The organism is Pseudomonas sp. 05N431 (genome assembly GCF_056397005.1).
Genome location: NZ_JBFTMN010000031.1, coordinates 14688 through 29173 on the forward strand (window position 1 = coordinate 14688; position 14486 = coordinate 29173).

The 14486-nt window shown below is 60.9% G+C and carries 15 protein-coding genes; 8 read left to right on the plus strand and 7 right to left on the minus strand.

The window, feature by feature from the left end:
- The first annotated feature begins 33 nt into the window (after positions 1-33).
- Positions 34-732, plus strand: coding sequence for a response regulator (locus AC1DIG_RS28465; protein WP_477769996.1), 699 nt, complete (start codon positions 34-36; stop codon positions 730-732).
- Between the two features lie 152 nt (positions 733-884).
- Here the strand turns inward: AC1DIG_RS28465 and AC1DIG_RS28470 are convergent, their stop codons facing one another.
- Complete coding sequence (locus AC1DIG_RS28470; RefSeq protein WP_477769997.1) at positions 885-1922, minus strand: patatin-like phospholipase family protein; 1038 nt, start codon at positions 1920-1922, stop codon at positions 885-887.
- A gap of 224 nt (positions 1923-2146) precedes the next feature.
- On the opposite strand from AC1DIG_RS28470, the gene AC1DIG_RS28475 reads away from it, so the two are divergent.
- The 3 genes from AC1DIG_RS28475 to AC1DIG_RS28485 all read left to right on the plus strand — a co-directional run bounded on the left by AC1DIG_RS28475 (position 2147) and on the right by AC1DIG_RS28485 (position 4360).
- Positions 2147-2425: a hypothetical protein gene (locus AC1DIG_RS28475; RefSeq protein WP_054596327.1), complete on the plus strand. Its 279-nt coding sequence runs from the start codon at positions 2147-2149 to the stop codon at positions 2423-2425.
- Positions 2426-2522: 97 nt separating this feature from the next.
- The gene (locus tag AC1DIG_RS28480; protein ID WP_477769998.1) at positions 2523-3290 is read left to right on the plus strand and encodes a CHAD domain-containing protein; all 768 of its coding nucleotides are present in this window, start codon (positions 2523-2525) and stop codon (positions 3288-3290) included.
- Positions 3291-3562: 272 nt separating this feature from the next.
- The gene (locus AC1DIG_RS28485) at positions 3563-4360 is read left to right on the plus strand and encodes an acyl-CoA thioesterase (protein ID WP_477769999.1); all 798 of its coding nucleotides are present in this window, start codon (positions 3563-3565) and stop codon (positions 4358-4360) included.
- 5 nt (positions 4361-4365) lie between these two features.
- On the opposite strand, the gene AC1DIG_RS28490 is transcribed toward AC1DIG_RS28485, so the two are convergent.
- The 3 genes from AC1DIG_RS28490 to AC1DIG_RS28500 all read right to left on the minus strand — a co-directional run bounded on the left by AC1DIG_RS28490 (position 4366) and on the right by AC1DIG_RS28500 (position 7429).
- On the minus strand, positions 4366-4728 hold the full coding sequence (locus AC1DIG_RS28490) for an Mpo1-like protein (RefSeq protein WP_054596330.1): 363 nt from the start codon (positions 4726-4728) through the stop codon (positions 4366-4368).
- Positions 4729-4930: 202 nt separating this feature from the next.
- Entirely contained in the window at positions 4931-6412 is a 1482-nt protein-coding gene (locus tag AC1DIG_RS28495; RefSeq protein WP_477770000.1) for a methyl-accepting chemotaxis protein, read from the minus strand.
- A gap of 207 nt (positions 6413-6619) precedes the next feature.
- On the minus strand, positions 6620-7429 hold the full coding sequence (locus AC1DIG_RS28500) for a TatD family hydrolase (RefSeq protein WP_477770001.1): 810 nt from the start codon (positions 7427-7429) through the stop codon (positions 6620-6622).
- Positions 7430-7662: 233 nt separating this feature from the next.
- On the opposite strand from AC1DIG_RS28500, the gene AC1DIG_RS28505 reads away from it, so the two are divergent.
- The 3 genes from AC1DIG_RS28505 to AC1DIG_RS28515 all read left to right on the plus strand — a co-directional run bounded on the left by AC1DIG_RS28505 (position 7663) and on the right by AC1DIG_RS28515 (position 10181).
- The gene (locus tag AC1DIG_RS28505) at positions 7663-9084 is read left to right on the plus strand and encodes an MltF family protein (RefSeq protein ID WP_477770002.1); all 1422 of its coding nucleotides are present in this window, start codon (positions 7663-7665) and stop codon (positions 9082-9084) included.
- A 103-nt stretch (positions 9085-9187) separates the two neighbouring features.
- Positions 9188-9622 (plus strand): DoxX family protein, encoded by a 435-nt coding sequence (locus tag AC1DIG_RS28510; protein ID WP_477770003.1) that lies wholly within the window; start codon positions 9188-9190, stop codon positions 9620-9622.
- A gap of 250 nt (positions 9623-9872) precedes the next feature.
- On the plus strand, positions 9873-10181 hold the full coding sequence (locus AC1DIG_RS28515; RefSeq protein ID WP_477770004.1) for a class I SAM-dependent methyltransferase: 309 nt from the start codon (positions 9873-9875) through the stop codon (positions 10179-10181).
- A gap of 6 nt (positions 10182-10187) precedes the next feature.
- On the opposite strand, the gene greB is transcribed toward AC1DIG_RS28515, so the two are convergent.
- The 3 genes from greB to AC1DIG_RS28530 are packed head-to-tail and all read right to left on the minus strand — an operon-like array spanning position 10188 to position 13910.
- On the minus strand, positions 10188-10685 hold the full coding sequence (greB, locus tag AC1DIG_RS28520) for a transcription elongation factor GreB (protein WP_019692939.1): 498 nt from the start codon (positions 10683-10685) through the stop codon (positions 10188-10190).
- 34 nt (positions 10686-10719) lie between these two features.
- Entirely contained in the window at positions 10720-13224 is a 2505-nt protein-coding gene (locus tag AC1DIG_RS28525) for an ABC transporter permease (RefSeq protein WP_477770005.1), read from the minus strand.
- The gene (locus AC1DIG_RS28530; protein ID WP_477770006.1) at positions 13224-13910 is read right to left on the minus strand and encodes an ABC transporter ATP-binding protein; all 687 of its coding nucleotides are present in this window, start codon (positions 13908-13910) and stop codon (positions 13224-13226) included. The genes AC1DIG_RS28525 and AC1DIG_RS28530 overlap by 1 nt, the downstream gene beginning before the upstream one ends.
- A gap of 10 nt (positions 13911-13920) precedes the next feature.
- Here AC1DIG_RS28530 and AC1DIG_RS28535 point away from each other — a divergent pair.
- Positions 13921-14486: arylesterase (locus tag AC1DIG_RS28535; RefSeq protein ID WP_477770007.1), on the plus strand; the 566-nt coding region annotated here is incomplete at its 3' end.

The window sequence follows — 14486 nt, forward strand, 5'->3', positions numbered from 1 at the left end:
TCTCTCGCCACTTACTTTGCCTGATTTGAAACCATGAGCCAGACCACGACCATTTTGGTTATTGACGATGAACCGCAGATCCGCAAATTCCTGCGCATCAGCCTGGCCTCCCAGGGCTACAAAGTACTTGAGGCTGGCACTGGCACTGAGGGCCTGGCCCAGGCCGCGCTGAACAAGCCGGATTTGCTGGTGCTCGACCTCGGCCTGCCCGACATGGACGGCCAGCAAGTGCTGCGCGAATTCCGTGAATGGTCGACGGTGCCGGTGCTGGTCCTGTCAGTGCGCGCCAGCGAAGGGCAGAAAGTCGAAGCGCTGGATGGCGGCGCCAACGACTACGTGACCAAGCCGTTCGGTATTCAGGAGTTTCTGGCGCGGATCCGCGCCTTGTTGCGGCAGGCTCCAGTCGGGGAAGCCCAGGAAGCAGCGCTCAAGTTCGGCCCGTTGACGGTCGATCTGGCGTATCGGCGGGTATTGCTGGACGGTGCCGAAGTGGCGCTGACCCGCAAGGAGTACTCAGTGCTGGCGCAACTGGCGCGCCACGCCGGGCGGGTTATCACCCAACAGCAACTGCTCAAGGACATCTGGGGGCCGACCCACACCGAAGACAGCCATTACTTGCGGATTGTGGTCGGGCATTTGCGTCAGAAACTGGCGGATGACCCGACCCGGCCGAGGTTTATCCTGACCGAGGCGGGAGTGGGGTATCGGCTGTTGAATGAGGCTGGCCTGTAGTCCAGCGTTGTGTGGTCAATCGCTATCGCGAGCAGGCTCGCTCCCACAGTGAATCTTCAGTGTTAACACAATTTGTGCTCAGCACCGAACCAATGTGGGAGCGAGCTTGCTCGCGAAGAGGCCCGGACAGTCACTCGAGAATCTCCAGATTCTCAATCCCGCTCATTCTCATACCGATCCAGCGTATCCCGGGCAATCTCCTGTCCCAGCGCGATCAGCTCCGGCGCCTTGTAGAACTCGAAAAACCGGCAAACCCGCTTTGGCACGTTGATCAGGATGTCCGGTGGATAACCGGCAATCTTGTACTGCGCCAACGACGTTTGCATCACCTCGAAACTCTGGTTGATCAAGTCCAGCAACGAGGCCGGGCCAACGTTGTCGATTATGAATGAGCCCGTGGCGGATTTCGGCGCCCCGTCGCCTTCCGGGGCTGCGGCGGGTTGTTGCGCCTGGGGTTCGGCGGATTCGAGCCAGGGGTTGATTTCGGCGGCTTCACTGCGCAGTGCTTCCTGTTCCAGAAGCAGCAATTGTTCGGCCTGTTTGCGGCGGAATGGCAGGCGTGAACCGAGCGAGTTGATCAGGTTGTCGAAGCGGCTTTTGAACGCGGCAGGACGCTGGATTACCGGCAACTGATAGTGCCGCTGGTTGGTCGAGTTGAGGTTGACTGCAATGATCAGGTCGCAATGGCTCGAGACCACCGGAACAATCGGCAGAGGATTGAGCAAGCCACCGTCGACCAGCATGCGATTGCCTTGCATGACTGGGGTGAACAGGCTGGGGATCGCCGCCGAGGCGCGCATCGCCTGGTGCAGGCAGCCTTCCTGGAACCAGATTTCCTGCTGGTTGGTCAGGTCGGTAGCGACGGCCGTGTAGGGGATGCGCAGGTCCTCGATGTTGATCTCGCCAACGATCTTGCGGATCTGCCCGAACACTTTCTCGCCGCGTATCGCCCCAAGACGAAAGCTCACGTCCACCAGACGCAGTACATCAAGGTAATCCAGGCTCTCGATCCAGTCGCGGTAATCGTTGAGTTTGCCGGCGGCGTAGATGCCGCCGACCACGGCCCCCATGGAGCAACCGGCGATACAGGCGATGTCATAACCGCGTCTTTCGATTTCCTGGATAACTCCGATATGGGCATAGCCTCGGGCGCCACCTGAGCCCAGCACCAATGCGACACGCTTTTTCATGACTCGCCCCTTCATCAAACAGGCTTCAACAATGCACCCAATGAGGGGCGTGCTTCAATCATGCTGACTCTGAGTCAGGCCATTAGCGTCGTTTTTTCGATACTCAATAACGGCACATGAGTATTCTTGCGGGCGCTATAGTTTCCATGGGTGGACCAAGGCACTTTTTGCAGCATTGGCCGTCTTACCTGCACGATTGTTTTTTATACCTTGAGGAATCATTGATGAAAGCCTGGATCTGTCTGCCATTGATCGCGTTGGTGCTTGCCGGTTGTGCAGGAAAATCTGCTTACCGCGACAGTTGCGGTAGTCAACTGGATGCCGCCTGGCAGGAGCTGGACATTGCCAAGGCTGAAGGTTTCGCCGGTACCGTAAGTTACTCCAAGGCGCTTTCGCTGCTGACCGGGGCCAAGACCCAGCAGCAGTTCGAGGCCTACGAGGGCTGCACTAAAAAAGCCGAGAAAGCACGCTTCTATATTCGTGAATCCCGCGCAGGGCGTTGAATTCACAATGATCTGACGCAATGTCGGCACCCGGTTTTACCGCCAGCATGAGCGTAAACTTGCGATCTGATGCTGGTTGTCGACTTGGGAGAGAGCGATGTCTGCGTTGGTGAATCGGTTGGTGGCCAAGGTGGTGGGGTTGGAAGTGCGTTTGCTGGCCTGCCAGGCGCGCTTGAGCGCCAGTACCGACGCGGAAGCGCTGCATGACTTGCGTACGACGGTTCGCCGTTTGCGCAGCCTGCTGCGACCATTGCGCGGTTTGCCCGGTGTCGAACAACTCGAAGCGGCAGCGGCGGGGGTCGGAGGCCTGACCACGCCGCTGCGCGACCGTGAAGTGCTGGCGGCGTACTTGCTGGCACACGGTCAAGCGGACGCGGCCACGCGCCGAATGGTGCAAATGGCGCACGCCTATCCGGCTGTGGCTGATAGCCCGGAACTGGCGCAGCTGTTGATGATCCTCGACGCCTTCCCGCGCTTTTTACGCGCCTCCCAGCGTCAAGGCTTGCTCAAGGGCTTGCGTGCGCGTATCGAGAAACGCCTGGCCAAACAATGGAAAGCGCTGGATGCGGCCCTGCACGATCCCGCGCATGACCGCCATCGCCTGCGTCTGTTGATCAAGCGCGTGCGCTATGCGATCGAAGCCTATCCCGAACTGGACCGCTTGCCCACAGCTGCCATGCCGCGTCTCAAGTCGGCACAGGAAGCGCTCGGCGACTGGCACGATTGCTGGCAATGGTTGGCCCGTGCCGAGCATGAGCCCGACTTGCTGCCTTGCGTGGCCGTCTGGCGAACAACCATGACCAAGGCTGAAGGTCGCGCCGATCGGGTGCTCGACAAACTCATATCGGCTTGCTTCAAACCCTGACGCGGATTGCCTTCCGTAGCAGCTGGCGAAGCCTGCGTTCGAGCGCGCAGCGGTCGTAAAGTCAGGCTATGTGTTCTTTCAGGAAAACCGCGTCTGCCGGTCTGGCGAGGACTGCGTCCTCGAACGCTGCCTCGCGGGCTCGACAGCTGCTACGGATCGGTATTCGTCGCAGGAATCGGCCTATCTGTCAGCCTCTTTGGCCGGAATAGGCGCTGTACAGGCGCTGCTGGCTGGTTAACATCCTTCAATCCTTCCCCAGCCTTGAGGTTTACATGCGCTTTTCCGATTTGCTCGACGCCGTGCGCAGTTCGCCGCATGAGCTGTCTATTCCGGCGGAATGGGCCCAGGGCCGCGCCAGTTTCGGCGGTCTGGTCGCCGCGTTGCAGTATGAAGCCATGCGCGCGAAAGTCCCTGTGGATCGCCCGGTGCGTTCGTTGGCGATCACCTTTGTCGGCCCGGTCGAACCTGGTGTGCCCGTGAGTTTTGAAGTGGACGTGTTGCGCGAAGGCAAAGCGGTCAGCCAGGTGCTGGGGCGGGCCGTGCAGAACGGTCAGGTGGTGACTCTGGTGCAGGGCAGCTTTGGCGCTTCCCGTCCTTCCGAAGTCGAGGTGGTGGCTGCGCCCGCGCCGGAGATGAAACACTGGGACGATTGCCAGGAGCTGCCCTACATCAAAGGCGTGACGCCCGAGTTCATGCGCCATCTGGCGATGCGTTGGAGTGTCGGCGGTTTGCCGTTCACCGGTAATAAATCCCGGGATATGGGCGGCTGGGTTCGCTTGCGTGGCGACGTCAAGGAAGAGCCGGTCACCGAGGCGCACATTCTGGCGCTGGTGGATGCCTGGCCTCCGGCATTGTTGCCACACCTGAAGAAACCGGCGGCGGGCAGCACCCTGACCTGGACCATCGAATTCGTTCAGCCGTTGCTGGCGTTGAGCACGTTGGACTGGTGCAAATATCTCGTGGAAATCGAACATGCCCGTGACGGATATGGCCACGCCGCCGCAGCGTTGTGGAGTGCTGAAGGGCAGTTGATTGCGCTGAGCCGGCAGACGGTGACTATTTTCGCCTAAGACCTTTAGCGGTGATGGCGCTTGCGCCAGGCGCGCCACCAGCCGCCGCTGAGGACAAAGCGCGGGAACGTCAGGAATTGCTCGACCAGCAAGCGCGACACCGCATCTTTGCGATCACTGAATGGCTCGGAGGCTTGCGCTTCCAGGCTGTGACCGTGGCGTTGCAAGCCAAGCGCGGCGAGCAGACCAACGACCCCGATGGCGACGTTCAGAAAGCTCAGGCCGAACACCCCGGAAACGATCAGTAGAAACGCCACGATGAACAGCGGCACGGCAATCAGGTGCAACACCAGATTGGTCGGGTGCTGGTGGTTTTGCGGGTACGCACGCCATTGCCAGGCGGGAAGGTTGGGGTGACGTTTGCCCATGGGGGTAATCCTCGATCCGTGTTGAACACATGGTTGAAGGATAGGTGGGGCAATTGCAGGCGGCGAATCAAGGTTGGCTATCGGTGCGATAGGTGGTCATGGTCAATATTGATGTTGACTGGTCTGGCGCTATCGCGAGCAGACTCGCTCCCACATTTGATCGCATTCCAATGTGGGAGCGAGCTTGCTCGCGATAGCGCCCTCAAAGTTTGAGCTGCCCGATCGCCTTGCTCAACTCACCCGCCAGTGTCGCCAGTTCATTGCTGGTGCTGGCTGAATCCACCGTCTGCTGCACGGTGTTCACGGTGACATCGCGGATGCTCACCACCGCGCGGTTCATTTCCTCTGCCACCTGGCTCTGCTGTTCCGCTGCCACGGCAATCTGTGTGTTGCTTTCGCGCATTTGCGCTACGGCACCGGTGATCTCTGCCAGCGCGGCGCCAGCCTCTTGAGCCTGTTGCACACAGTCATCGGCCTTGAACGAGCTTTCTTGCATGAAGTCCACCGCATCCCGTGTACCAGCTTGCAGCGCGGAGATCATGCTGGTGATTTCGTCAGTAGAGGTCTGGACCCGCTTGGCCAGATTGCGGACTTCATCGGCGACTACCGCAAAGCCCCGGCCCATTTCTCCGGCGCGCGCGGCTTCGATGGCGGCGTTCAGGGCCAGCAGGTTGGTTTGCTCGGCGATGCTGTGAATCACGCTGACCACGCCGTTGATCTTCTGGCTGTCTTCGGCCAGACGCTGAATCATCTCGGCGGTTTGCTGCACCCCGGTAGAGAGCCCGGCGATGGATTTTTGCACCCGGCTGACGACTTCCTGGCCACTGCCGGCGAGGGTGTCGGCGGTTTGCGAGAGGTCGCGAGTGGCGCCGGCATGTTGAGCGATGTGATAGACCGTGGCCGACATCTCATTGATCGCAGTGGCGGCCTGATCGGTTTCGCTTTGTTGGCCGAGCATGCCGTGGCGTACGTCGTTCATGCTGGCGGCCAGGCGCGCGGCGCCGAGATCCAGTTGGCGGGCAGTATTGGCCACGGTGTTGACCACGCGCTGGTAGCCGGCCTGCATGGCGTTGAAGGCGCTGGCCATCTGACCCACCTCATCGGTGCAAGCCAGCGGTACGCGAGCCGACAGGTCGCCGGTTTTTTCGACGTGCAGCATCACGTCCTTGAGGGTGTTGAGCTGGGCGAGCAGAAAACGGATCAACAGTTGCGAGGCACCAAGCATCGCCAACATCAGGATGAACACGGCTGCCGCGTAGTTGGCGAATCGTTCGCCGAACACCTGGCTCAAGCTCGGGCCATAGGCCAAAACGGCGATCTGCTCGCCGTTGGCGCGTGAAAGCACCTCGGCACCGATCAACGGGTTCTCGCCAAACAGCGGCATGTCATTGATGTCGACCCAGCCGTTGGCGTTGTTCAACTCGGGCAATGGCTGTTGGTTCAGCAGGGGAATCTGGCCTTTGCTGAAGCTCAGCAAGTGTTCGGCTTCAGGCAAGGCCTGGCCGACCGGCCAGCTGCTGATCAGCCGCGCTTGAGCGATGGCCGACTGTTGTGAAGCCTGGCTGCGCGCTTGTTGCTCCAGTTGCACGGCATACAGCACCAGCAGCAGGGTGGTGACGAAGGCGACCGCGTTGACCGCCCAGAATTTGTATTTCAGCGAAATATTGCTAAGCCAGGCACCCATGGAGGTCTTCTCTGATAGCGGAAACAGTATTGGCAAGGTGCCAGCATTGTGCCGCTATTCAGCGCAGGGACTTTTGATGTGGATCAATAAGCCCCCGCCGATTCAATGTGGGAGCGAGCTTGCTCGCGATGACCGTCTAGTATTCAGCGCAGCGCTGATTGTCAGATCGCAATCGCGAGCAAGCTCGCTCCCACAAGGGATCTGTGTTTATCGGGTAATCGACGGCAAGGCAAAAAACGCTCGCGCACACGCGGTGCTGTGAGCCGCTACGTCTTCCAGGCTTTCGCCACGATGCAAGGCCACTTCACGCAGCACTTCGGTCAGATACGCCGGTTCATTGCGCCCGTTCTTGGGCTTGGGGCGCAGGCTGCGGGGCAACAGGTACGGCGCGTCGCTTTCGAGCATCAAGCGCCCATGCGGAATCTCGCGGACCAGTGGGTGCAAGTGAGTGCCGCGGCGTTCGTCACAGATCCAGCCGGTGATGCCGATATGCAGGTCGAGGTCCAGGTAGCTGAACAGCGCGCGCTTCTCGCCGGTAAAGCAATGCACCACGGCGGCCGGTAGCTGGTCGCGGTAGTCGCGCAGGATTTCCAGCAGGCGCTGGCTGGCATCGCGTTCATGGAGGAAGACCGGCAGTTGCAGTTCGACGGCCATTGCCAGGTGCTCTTCGAGCACTTTTTCCTGTTGCGGACGTGGTGAGAAGTCGCGATTGAAATCCAGCCCGCATTCGCCGACCGCCCGCACGTTGGGTTCTTTGAGCAAACTGCGTAAACGCTGAGCACTGTCGGCATTCCAGTCACTGGCCGAATGCGGGTGGATACCGGCGGTGGAGAACAACCGCTGCCCGGTTTCGTCCAGTTGCTGGCACAACTCCAGGGCCTGTTCACTGCCTTCGACACTGGTGCCGGTAAGCACCAATTGGCAGACGCCAGCGGCATACGCGCGGTCGAGTACCGCCTGGTGTTTGTCGGCGAAACTGGGGTTGGTCAGGTTGACGCCGATATCGATGAGTTGCATGGTGTGACCCTAGCCTTTGGCCGGAAAGCATACCAGAGCTGTAGATTTATAATAAAAACCAAGAACTACAAAGAGTTAAAGCTGTCTTTTGATGCCGGAAGAGAGCTTCGACGAGCCAGTTGGCCGTCGCGGCTGCACTCTTTCGCACTCTGCCAGCGCTCCAGGCGCTCTGTTTCTGTCGACCCACGGCTCGAAATATCGAGACGTTGGACAGTATTCTTTCCGGAGAACGGATGACACGACTCCAGGTTTTGCTAGTGCTGTGCTTGTCGATGCTGCTGCCGATGCCGGCCATTGCGCGGTTGGTGGGTCCCTTGGAAGCCGTTCAGTCGGGCAAGGTCCGCGATCTGGCGGAAATCCGCGGCAGCCGCGTGCTGCGGGTGCTGGTCAATCAGAGCCGCAACAGCTCCGGCGAGGTCCAGGGCCAGACCATTGGCGTTGAGTACCATCGCCTACGAGCCTTCGAACAGTACCTCAATGGCCATGCCCGTGACGGCCAGGAAATCTCCCTCAAGATCATCCCCAAAGCCAAGGATCAATTGCTCGGCGCGTTACAGCGCGGCGAGGGTGACCTCGTAGCTCCGGGGGAGTTGCTCGATGTGCAGTCCGCGCACGCGATCAGTACCAGCGAGCCGATTGGTGCAAACGTGCCGTTGCTGCTGGTAGGGATCAAGGGTGAGCGCCGCTATACGCGGCTTGAACAACTTTCCGGAAAAACCCTGGCGCTGCCCGCCGGTAGCGCGGCCGGTGAGGCGATCAACCAGATCAATCAGAAGCTGGCGTTGCGCAAGCTGCCACCGGTCAAGGTCGAATGGGTCGATCCGAGCCTGGCGGTCGAAGACGTGCTGGAGATGGTGCAGGGCGGGATTTTTCACCTGACCATCGTCGAGCAACCGATTGCCGAGCGTTGGGGCAAGATCCTGCCCAAACTGCGTTTCGATCGGCAAGTGGTCATCAGCGAGCCGGGCAAGGAGTACTGGTTCGTCCGCCGTGATGCCTCGATGTTGCGAGCGAGCATCGATCGCTTCCTGCAAGGCTATAAGACCCCGTCCGATGAGGATGTGGCGTTCCTGCGTATTTACCGACGCTTGTATCAGGTTCACTACCCGCTGGCCCGCGCCGACCGTCAGCGTCTGGAAAAGCTGCGCCCGGTCCTGCAAAAGCACGCCCGCGAGCAGGGCATGGACTGGTTGAACCTGGCGGCGCTGGCGTTCAAGGAATCGGCGCTTGAGCCAAGCAACCGCGGCGGCGGTGGCCCGACCGGGTTGATGCAAATTACCCCGTCGGCGGCGCAGCGGGTCGGGGTCAATAACATTCAGTCCGTGGACAGCAATGTGCAGGCCGGGGCCAAGTACCTGGCGATGATCCGTCGCAAGTTTTTCGCCAGCCCCAAGCTCAATGAGCGCGAGCGCATGGCCTTCGTTCTGGCGGCCTACAACATTGGGCCGGAGCGTGTTCAAGGCATGCGTGCCGAAGCACGGCGCCGTGGCTTGAACCCAAATCAGTGGTTTTTCCAGGTCGAGCGCATTGCCATGGAGCAGGTGGGAATGGGTCCTGTCAGCTATGTTAATAGTGTGAACAAATACTTTTTGGCATATGACCGGGAACGGGAGTCGTTGGAGCCTCAGGGGCAGAAAGTTGCCTCTCGTAAATGATCGACTAAACTGATTGTTATGGCGGGTTTTTTGCGCTTTTAACATGAGATTTACTGATTAATATAGCGCCCAACCAACACACTCCCACAATGGATGACACAGCATGAGCACTCTGATCAACAAGGTACTGTCCACCCGCGCCGGCTACGGCCTGACCGTTCTGCGGATCTTCGTCGGCATCATCTTCGCTGCCCACGGCTCACAGAAACTCTTCGGCATGTTCGGCGGTTATGGCATTGCCGGCACCGCGCAGTACATGGAAAGCGTCGGCCTGGCGCCGGGTCATCTGATGGCGATCCTGGCCGGTGGTACCGAGTTCTTCGCCGGTCTGGCGCTGATCATCGGTCTGCTGGTACGTCCGGCAGCGTTGGGGCTGACCTTCCTCTCGCTGGTCGCGATTTTCTCGGTGCACATCCACAACGGTCTGTTCATGGCCAACAACGGTTATGAATTCGCCCTGGCCTTGCTCGGCGGTAGCATCGCCGTACTGATCGAAGGCGCTGGCAAGCTGTCGGCAGACCGTGCCATCAGCGGCTGAGCGCTCTGACTCAACAAAAAGACCCGCCTTGTGCGGGTCTTTTTTTTGTTGCGCTAGATTCTTGACACTGTCCTGTCGGCTTCTCTAGGATGTTTGCCATGCGCCGATTTAAACAGCTACTTGCGGGGCGCCAGGTAACTCATCCAGTTACCGATAGAAGCTTGAAACAGGCTTCGAAATACCGCTAAAGCGCTGGTTCGGTGTTGCCTCTCACCTGCCATGCAGACTTTTGAGGCAGAGACACGACACGATGAATGCATTACGCCCCCCAGTACGTCCCGCGCCGATCACGGCACACCTGACCCAGCGCAATCCAAAAATCCTTCTTGGCGGTAATCATCAGCCGACGCTGCTGCGTTATCTCGATGGCTGGCCACGTCGTACCGGCGGCCCGGCAGCGTTCCTGATCCAGTTTGTCGAAGACGGCGAATCGCTGGCGCGTTTTGCCAGCGACAGCTTTGATCTGGCGGTGATCCAGTCACCCAGTGCCGAAGACGCGGCCGAAGTGATCAAGCAACTGACGCGTGTTGCGCGCCAAGGGCTGATTACCCGTCGCTAGGGGTCGCTAGGGATAGTCGATTGCGACGATATATACGAACTGCTCGCCAGTAGGCGTCTGGACCCGGACTTCGGCATCCAGCGCTTTGCCAATCAAGGCCCGCGCGAGCGGTGAGTCGATGCTGATCAGGCCTAGTTTGAGGTCAAGTTCATCCGGGCCGACGATGCGATAGCGTGATTCTTTGCCGTGCTCATCTTCGATGGTCACCCAGGCCCCGAAGTAGACCTTGTTCGGGTCACTGGGTTTTTCGCTGACTACCTTGAGTGCTTCCAGCCGCTTGGTGAGAAACCGCACGCGGCTGTCGATCTCGCGCAACATCTTTTTGCCGTAGGTGTACTCGGCGTTTTCAGAGCGGTCGCCCTGCGCAGCAGCCTCGCTGACCGATTGGGTCACCTGGGGGCGGCGTACATGCCAGAGCTCATGGAACTCGGCACGCATCCGCGCTTCGCCCTCGGGGGTGATGAGGGCGGTGCCGGCGGTGCGAGGAGGGCGGTAGCGGCTCATTGCGGTTTCTTTTGGTCAGGAGGCATCAAGTTTATCAACCCTCGCGCAAGACTGTCAGTGGGCTGGCATTCAGCGCCCGACGAGTGCCGAACACACCCGCGCCGCCGATCAGCAGCGCGCCAATCACCGGCAACCATAGCAGCCACGGATGCGGATGCCAGGCCAGGTCGAACGCATAGCGGTACAGCACCAGGCTCACCAGTTCCGAGCCAAGTGCGGCGAGCAAACCGCTGACCGCACCGAGCAAGCCGAACTCGATCCGCCGAGCCTTGACCAACAACTGTCGTTCGGCGCCCAGCGCACGTAGCAATGCACCTTGGCGAATGCGCTCGTCGAGCGTCGCCTGCAAGCCGGAAAACAGCACCGCCATGCCGGCCGCCAGCACGAACAACAACACGTACTCGACCGCCAGGGTGACTTGCTCAAGGATACTGCGCAACTGCGCCAGCAAGGCCTCGACCTGCAGAATGGTCACCGCCGGGAAGGCGCGCGACAGGTCGATGATCTGTTGGTCGTGACCGGCCGCCAGGTAAAAACTGGTCAGGTACGTGGCCGGCAGGTCTTTCAAGGTGCCGGGCTGGAAGATCATGAAGAAGTTCGGCTGGAAGTTGTCCCAGTTGATCTTGCGCAGGCTGGTGACCTGCGCCTCGCGGTTGACCCCGCCAACAGTGAAAACCAGATGATCGCCAAGCTTGAGCTTCAGGCTCTCGGCCACTTTGCCTTCCACCGAAACGCCGGGTACGTCGCCGGTAGGTTGCGCTGACCACCAGCTACCGGCCGTGATGCTGTTGCCGGCGGGCAGGTCGGCGGCCCAGGTCAGGCTCAGATCGCGCTGGATGGCCCGATCACCTTCGGTGTCCTTGCTGACGATGCCCTGCACCGGTTGGCCGTTGATGCTGATCAGTCGTCCCGGCACCACCGGGTACAGTGGCGCGGATTGGGCGGAGAGTTCGATCAGGCGATCAGTGAAGGCCTGTTTGTCGGCGGGTAAGATATTCAGCGCGAAGTAGTTGGGGGCGTTTTTTGGCAACTGGTTTTGCCAGGTGTCCAGCAACTCTCCGCGCAGCAGGGCGATCAGCGCCATCGACAACAGGATCAAACCGAAGGCCAGCGATTGTCCCGCCGCCGCCAGCGGGTGACGCAGCAATTGGCCCAGACCCAGGCGCCAGGGCAAGGACGCACGGGCCAGCAGACGACGCAGGCTGTTGAGTACCAGCAGCAACAGGCCACCGAGGACCAGTGCGGCGATGATACCGCCACCGAGCAGGGCGAAGGTCAGCAGCAGGTCCAGGCTCAAGCGCCACATGATCAGGCCCAAGGCTGCCAGTGCGGTGCCGTAAACCATCCAGGTGCTGGAAGGGATCGGCAGTATGTCGCGGCGTAGTACCCGCAGCGGTGGAACGCGACCCAGTGCCGCCAGTGGTGGCAGGGCGAATCCGGCGAGTGCGACCAGTCCGGTGCCGATCCCGGCGACGGCCGGCAGCAGCCCGCCCGGCGGTACATCGCTGGGCAGCAATTCACCCAGCAAGGCGAACAACCCCAACTGCGCGAGCCAGCCGAGGAGGGCGCCGCTGAGGCTGGCCAGCAGGCCGAGTACAGTCAGTTGTACGCTGAATAGCAGCAGGGTTTCCCGGCGCGACAAACCCAGGCAGCGCAGCAGCGCGCTGGCATCGAAACGGCGGGTGGCGAAACGGGTGGCCGAGAGCGCCACGGCAACGCCGGACAACAGCACGGCGACCAGGCTGGCCATGTTCAAGTAACGTTCGGCTTTGCCCAGCGCACCGCCGATTTGCCGGTTGCCGTCGCGGGCGTCCTGCAGGCGCTGGTTGGCGGCCAGCCCCGGTTTGATCAGCTCTCGATAGGTTTCCAGGGCCGGTGCCGTGCCGCGCCAGAGTTCGTGGTAACTGACCCGGCTGCCGGGCTGGACCACGCCGGTGGCGGCCAGGTCGGCGAGATTGATCATCACCCGGGGCGTGAGGCTGTAGAAATTGCCGGCACGATCGGGTTCATAGGTCAGCACGCGGGTCAGGTGCAGGGTTTTCATGCCGACGTCGATGGTGTCACCAACCTTCAGGTCCAGCGCCGTCAGCAGGCGCGCCTCGGCCCAGGCTTCGCCCGGTTTCGGACTTCCTCCGGCTTCTTCGGGAGCAAACGGAGCGGGCGCGCTTTTCAGCTGACCGCGCAGTGGATAGACCCCGTCCACGGCTTTGATGCCCGACAGCTGAATGCCTTTGTCGGTGGCGATGACGCTGGAAAACTCCACCACTTGCGCGTGTTGCAGCCCCAGCTCCTTGCCGGATTGTATTTGTTCGGGGCGTGCGGGCGAGCTGCCTTCCAGCAGCATATCCGCGCCCAGGAATTCGGTGGCGCGCAGCAGCATGGCACCGTTCAGGCGGGCGCCAAAGTAGCCGATGGCGGTACTCGCCGCCACGGCGACCAGCAGGGCGAAGAACAGCACCCGCAGCTCACCGGCGCGGGCATCGCGCAGCAATTGGCGAAGGGCGAGGCTGAACAGGCGCAACAGCGGCAAACGTGCCATCAAGGCTCCAGAGGGGCGACGACCAACAGGCCGGCTTCAAGGCGGATCAGGCGGTGGCAGCGGTGTGCCAGGCGTTCGTCGTGGGTCACCAGGACCAGCGTCGTGCCGCTTTCCTTATTGAGTTCGAAGAGCAGATCGCTGATGTGCTCGCCGGTGTGCGTGTCGAGGTTGCCGGTGGGTTCATCGGCAAACAGTACATCGGGTTCGGCGGCAAATGCCCGGGCGATCGCCACGCGCTGCTGTTCGCCACCGGAGAGCTGACGCGGCGAATGGCTCAGGCGTTGGCCCAGGCCGACGCGGCTCAGCAGTTCGGTGGCGCGTTCGCGGGCGTCTTTGCGGCCGTCCAGCTCGAGCGGCAACATGACGTTTTCCAGGGCGTTGAGGCTGTCGAGCAACTGGAACGACTGGAACACGAAGCCGACATGCTCGGCGCGTATCCGCGCGCGCTGGTCTTCATCCAGATTGCTCAGGGCTTGCCCGGCAAGGGTGACTTCGCCGCTGCTGGGCAGGTCGAGACCGGCCAGCAAACCCAGCAGGGTAGATTTGCCGGAGCCGGAACTGCCGACGATGGCCAAACTGTCGCCCTTGTTCAGTTCCAGGCTGAGTTCGTGCAGGATGGTCAGTTCACCTTCCGCGCTGGGAACCACTTTGCTAAGGTTCCGCGCAGTGAGAATGCTTGCGCCCATGGAGAGTCCGATGCGTGTGTGGTTTTTGAGTGCTGGCCTGGCCTTGATGTGCATGGCCCAGAACGCAGCGGCGGGTACAGTCCTGATCGTTGGCGATAGTATCAGCGCAGCTTTCGGCCTGGATACCCGGCAAGGGTGGGTGTCGTTGCTCGAGCAGCGGCTCAAGCACGAAGGTTTCACCGAGACGGTGGTCAATGCGTCCATCAGTGGCGACACCAGTGCCGGCGGCCAGGCGCGCCTGCCGGCGCTGCTTGTGGAGCATAAGCCTGAGGTGGTGATTCTCGAGTTGGGGGGCAACGACGGGCTGCGCGGATTGCTGCCAACGCAATTGCAACAAAATCTTGCGTCGATGATCGACAACGCCAGGGCCAGCGGTGCCAGGGTGCTGCTGCTGGGTATGCAACTGCCACCCAATTATGGGGCGCGCTACACCGAGGCTTTCGCGAAGGTCTACAGCGATCTGGCCGAGGAGAAAAAAGTCCCGCTGGTGCCGTTTTTTCTTCAGGGAATCGGCGGGAATCCCGAGCTGATGCAGGCCGATGGCATTCACCCGGCGGTCGCGGCGCAGGGCAAGTT

Bases quoted from the DNA above. Each gene is read 5' to 3' on its own strand.
- AC1DIG_RS28465 (WP_477769996.1), top strand. From the start codon at position 34: ATGAGCCAGACCACGACCATTTTGGTTATTGACGATGAACCGCAGATC.
- AC1DIG_RS28470 (WP_477769997.1), bottom strand. From the start codon at position 1,922: ATGAAAAAGCGTGTCGCATTGGTGCTGGGCTCAGGTGGCGCCCGAGGC.
- AC1DIG_RS28475 (WP_054596327.1), top strand. From the start codon at position 2,147: ATGAAAGCCTGGATCTGTCTGCCATTGATCGCGTTGGTGCTTGCCGGT.
- AC1DIG_RS28480 (WP_477769998.1), top strand. From the start codon at position 2,523: ATGTCTGCGTTGGTGAATCGGTTGGTGGCCAAGGTGGTGGGGTTGGAA.
- AC1DIG_RS28485 (WP_477769999.1), top strand. From the start codon at position 3,563: ATGCGCTTTTCCGATTTGCTCGACGCCGTGCGCAGTTCGCCGCATGAG.
- AC1DIG_RS28490 (WP_054596330.1), bottom strand. From the start codon at position 4,728: ATGGGCAAACGTCACCCCAACCTTCCCGCCTGGCAATGGCGTGCGTAC.
- AC1DIG_RS28495 (WP_477770000.1), bottom strand. From the start codon at position 6,412: ATGGGTGCCTGGCTTAGCAATATTTCGCTGAAATACAAATTCTGGGCG.
- AC1DIG_RS28500 (WP_477770001.1), bottom strand. From the start codon at position 7,429: ATGCAACTCATCGATATCGGCGTCAACCTGACCAACCCCAGTTTCGCC.
- AC1DIG_RS28505 (WP_477770002.1), top strand. From the start codon at position 7,663: ATGACACGACTCCAGGTTTTGCTAGTGCTGTGCTTGTCGATGCTGCTG.
- AC1DIG_RS28510 (WP_477770003.1), top strand. From the start codon at position 9,188: ATGAGCACTCTGATCAACAAGGTACTGTCCACCCGCGCCGGCTACGGC.
- AC1DIG_RS28515 (WP_477770004.1), top strand. From the start codon at position 9,873: ATGAATGCATTACGCCCCCCAGTACGTCCCGCGCCGATCACGGCACAC.
- greB (WP_019692939.1), bottom strand. From the start codon at position 10,685: ATGAGCCGCTACCGCCCTCCTCGCACCGCCGGCACCGCCCTCATCACC.
- AC1DIG_RS28525 (WP_477770005.1), bottom strand. From the start codon at position 13,224: ATGGCACGTTTGCCGCTGTTGCGCCTGTTCAGCCTCGCCCTTCGCCAA.
- AC1DIG_RS28530 (WP_477770006.1), bottom strand. From the start codon at position 13,910: ATGGGCGCAAGCATTCTCACTGCGCGGAACCTTAGCAAAGTGGTTCCC.